Source organism: uncultured Thiohalocapsa sp., assembly GCF_913062725.1.
Lineage (GTDB): Bacteria > Pseudomonadota > Gammaproteobacteria > Chromatiales > Chromatiaceae > Thiohalocapsa.
In genome coordinates this window covers 1-3,642 of sequence record NZ_CAJXWY010000120.1, presented here as the reverse complement: position 1 = coordinate 3,642, position 3,642 = coordinate 1, and the positions used below count along the sequence as shown (strand labels likewise).

Annotated in this window: 4 protein-coding genes; 3 read left to right on the top strand and 1 reads right to left on the bottom strand. The window is 65.6% G+C overall.

All coding sequences use genetic code 11. The features are described from left to right. Positions 1-390: 390 nt before the first annotated feature. Together QZ588_RS17870 and QZ588_RS17865 are read left to right on the top strand one after the other, a co-directional pair. Positions 391-1,629, top strand: coding sequence for an IS110 family transposase (locus QZ588_RS17870; RefSeq protein WP_295544451.1), 1,239 nt, complete (start codon positions 391-393; stop codon positions 1,627-1,629). Between the two features lie 206 nt (positions 1,630-1,835). Then, complete coding sequence (locus QZ588_RS17865) at positions 1,836-2,024, top strand: hypothetical protein (protein ID WP_295544453.1); 189 nt, start codon at positions 1,836-1,838, stop codon at positions 2,022-2,024. Here the strand turns inward: QZ588_RS17865 and QZ588_RS17860 are convergent. Next, a complete protein-coding gene (locus QZ588_RS17860) occupies positions 2,006-2,716 on the bottom strand; it encodes a glutathione S-transferase family protein (RefSeq protein WP_295544449.1) in 711 nt (236 codons plus the stop codon). The two genes, QZ588_RS17865 and QZ588_RS17860, sit on opposite strands and share 19 nt — an antisense overlap. Positions 2,717-2,761: 45 nt before the next feature. On the opposite strand from QZ588_RS17860, the gene QZ588_RS17855 reads away from it, so the two are divergent. Next, positions 2,762-3,445 (top strand): transposase, encoded by a 684-nt coding sequence (locus tag QZ588_RS17855; protein ID WP_295544448.1) that lies wholly within the window; start codon positions 2,762-2,764, stop codon positions 3,443-3,445. Positions 3,446-3,642 lie beyond the last annotated feature (197 nt).

The window sequence follows — 3,642 nt, the reverse complement described above, 5'->3', positions numbered from 1 at the left end:
CGGCCATGGTGGTTTGGCAATCCTCCAGCGTCAGCAGCAGCCGGGCGAGGAACAGCCGTGAGTAGGCACGGCGCTTATACAAAACCGGGGACAGGTCTGGTTTTTGGCCAAGCAACAATGCCGCATGAACGGGAAAAATGGGGTCTACCATCGAATTTGCAGGTAGCGGGGCACCCCGCCAAGGCCGTATTCTAGCGTCGAGGCGGGGGTGTGGCTCTAGGGGTCAGCGGTCGGCGCAGCCGGCTCGCACGACTTGAAATGCCGCCTCCGCCTCCCTGCATCATCCGTGTATGTCGTCCGGGATGGTGCCGACCCTTTCGGTAGTGGCTCTGTATGTAGACGAGACCAGCGGATGATTCCCCTTTTGTCTCGATCAAGTACGGAGGCCCCATGCTTGTTCCGCCCAAACTTCACGTGGCCGTGGACGTCGGCTGCCGACGCCACAGTGTTGCCATTGGTCTCTCCAGCGGTGAGCTGCTCGAAGCATTCGACATCGATCACCGACCGGAAGGCTTCCAAGACTTCTTCAGCCGCATCGAGAAGCATCGCAGGCGCTTCGCGATGGCCGTGCCAACGGTCGCGATGGAAGGCTACAACGGCCACGCGCGTCCGCTCGACAGCCTGATCTGCGAGCGCGGTTGGCGGCTGCTCAACGTCAACAACCTCAAGCTCGCGCGCTTCAAGCAGATGTTTCCGGCGGCGGCGAAGAGTGACCCGATCGACGCTCGGCGCATGCTGGATCTGATGCAGCTCGGCGAGCACATGCCGCAAGCGCGCCGGGCGCTACAGGAGGTGCATGCGCCAACACTCGAGAACGCCAAGCTCAAGCGCCTGACGCGCCGCCGCCGTGCCCTGGTCGAGGAGAAGAGCCGGCTGCTGGCGCGCATGCAAGGCGACCTGCGCGCGGTGTGTCCGGGGCTGCTCGACATCACCGGTGATGCTGAGAACCGCTGGTTTCTCAACCTGCTCACCCACGGCGACGACCTGGAGAAGCTCGCACGCCTGCGCGAGAAGACGCTGCTGGCGATCCCCGCGATCGGCGCCAAGTACGCCGCCCGCATCCGCCAGTGGCAGCAACAAGCGCAGTTCAGCCACGAGGTGGCGTATGCCGGCCCCATGATCATCGAAGATGCGCGGCGCATCCTGGCGCTGGGACAGGCCATCAGCGCCCTGGAGCGCCAATGCGCAGCGCTGGCCGAGGCCTCGGACATCGCCCGTCTGATCGACACCCTGCCGGGCTTCGCGCTGGTGTGTTCCAGCGAACTGGCTGGGGAGATCGGCACGCTTGATCGCTTCGCCGGCGAGGCGAGCCTCGCGGTCTACCTCGGCATGGCCAACCTCGACAACAGCTCCGGTACGCGCCAAGGCGCGCGCGCCCCCGGCCAGGTCAACAAGCGCGCCAAGGCCGCGATGATGACCGGCGTCGACCGGCACCGAAAGCAGGTGCCCGAATCACAGCGCTACTATGAGAAGAAACGCGCCGAAGGCAAGACCCACAACCAATCCATCCGCGCGCTCGGGCGGCATCTGTGCCGCGTGCTCTACCGCATGCTCCAACGCGGTGAGGCCTACTGCATCCGCGAGCCTGCACAGCCGTCGACCCATGCCGAGCAGCGGCTTGCCGCATAAGCGCGCCCCGGCCATCCTTGGGAGGGAGCGAGCACGCTTCGACCCGCCCGTTGGTGTCGTCCCGGCACACCGCTCGCCTCGGCCGGCCGAGGATGGCTTGGGAACGCCAACCCAGATCCACCAACAGGCGACGCGATTGGGCCGTTTTCTCTTGAAAATTCCAGCGGGATGTTCAGGTCTGGTTTTTGGCCAAGCAACAATGTCGCATGAACGCACTGCTCGACCCCACCAATGACTACGTCTTCAAGCGGCTGTTTGCTGAGGCCCCCGAACTGCTGGTGGCGCTGATCAACGACCTGCGCCCCGATCTGCCCGATATCGCCTCGGTCGAGATCCTCAACCCCACCATCGTGCGCAAAAGGGCTCTGACCCCTTTTTATCCCATGGGGCGATAGCCGGGCAGAGCCTTGATGCGTGCACACCAGGCGCGCACGGCCGGGTAGTCGTCCAGCGCCACGTCGGCCTCGTGGGCGAGCGCCACGTAGGGGTAGCACGCCAGGTCAGCGATGGTGGCGTGCGCGCCCACCAGCCAGTGGTGCTCGGCGAGCTGCGACTCCAGCACGGCGAGTCCGGCGCGGCCCTCCGCCTGGCAGGCGGGCACATCGAAAGGCCGGCCGAACTTGAGCGCCACCCGCGCCCGGGCCAGGCCGTAGAGCAACTCGTTCTCGGATACCGCCAGCCACTGCAGCACCTGCGCCTCGCCCAACGGGTCAGCGGGCAGCCAGGGGCCCTGTGGGGGCGGACCCTGTCGAGGACTGTTCAACGGATCTGCGCCGCCCGAGCCTGCGCCGCCCTGTTCCGGTTCGCCCGCGCCGGGTTTGCCCGCGCCCGATGCCGATGCGCCCACGCTTGAGCCGCCATAGCGCCGCGCCAGGTAGAACAGGATGGCCTGAGAGTCCCACAGCCGCACATCGCCGTCCTCCAACACGGGAATCTGCCCGCGCCCGCTCACGGCCCTGAAGGCCTCGCGCTGGGTCTCGCCACGGCTACTGTCCACGGGCACCCGCTCGTAGTCGAGCCCGAGCATGTCCAGCAGCAGGCGCACCTTCCAACAATTGCCGGAGTATTCGAAGTCGTACAGCCGCATGATAAAAAGGGGTCAGAGCCCTTAATGATGATGGGAGAGCATAGCATGCCCCGGAAGCAACGATTTTTCCTCGCAGGCCTGCCGGCCCATATCGTTCAGCGCGGCCACAATCGCGCGCCGGTGTTCTTCGCCGACCAGGATCGTCGCCACTACCTGGCGTGGCTGGGCGAGGCCCTGGAGCGCTGGGAGTGCGCCCTGCACGCCTATGTGCTCATGACCAACCATGTCCATCTGCTGCTGACGCCGACACACGCCGAGGGCATCAGTCGCATCATGCAATATATGGGGCGCCGTTACGTGCCCTACGTGAACCGCACCTACGGCCGCTCAGGCACCTTGTGGGAGGGGCGCTTCAAGTCGAGCCTGATCCAAACCGATACCTATCTGCTCGCCTGCCACCGCTACATCGAGCTGAATCCCGTGCGCGCCGGCATCGCGGCGACGCCGCAGGATTATCCCTGGTCCAGCTATCACAGTAACGCCCTGGGCCAGGATGATCCCCTGCTGACGCCCCATGACAGCTATCTCGAACTCGGCAGGTCGGCCGACGCCCGGCGCGAGGCCTATCGGACCCTGTTCCAGGAAGCATTGGCCCCCGCCTTCGTCAAGCAGATGCGCGAGTGCCTGCAGACCGGCACGCCCCTCGGCGACGACCGCTTTCGCGGGCAAATCGCGCATGCGCTGGACCGACCGGTGGGCTTCGCCACCCGCGGACGACCAAAAAAGTAGGGAAAAAGGGGTCAGAGCCTGAGGTATCCCCACAAATCCGCCCCCGGGCGCTCACTCGGCGAGTAGCGCATCATGGTCCCTCGCGACCCATTGATCCAGCGGCCCGATGGCATCGACCAGCTCGGCCATGGTGGTTTGGCAATCCTCCAGCGTCAGCAGCAGCCGGGCGAGGAACAGCCGTGAGTAGGCACGGCGCT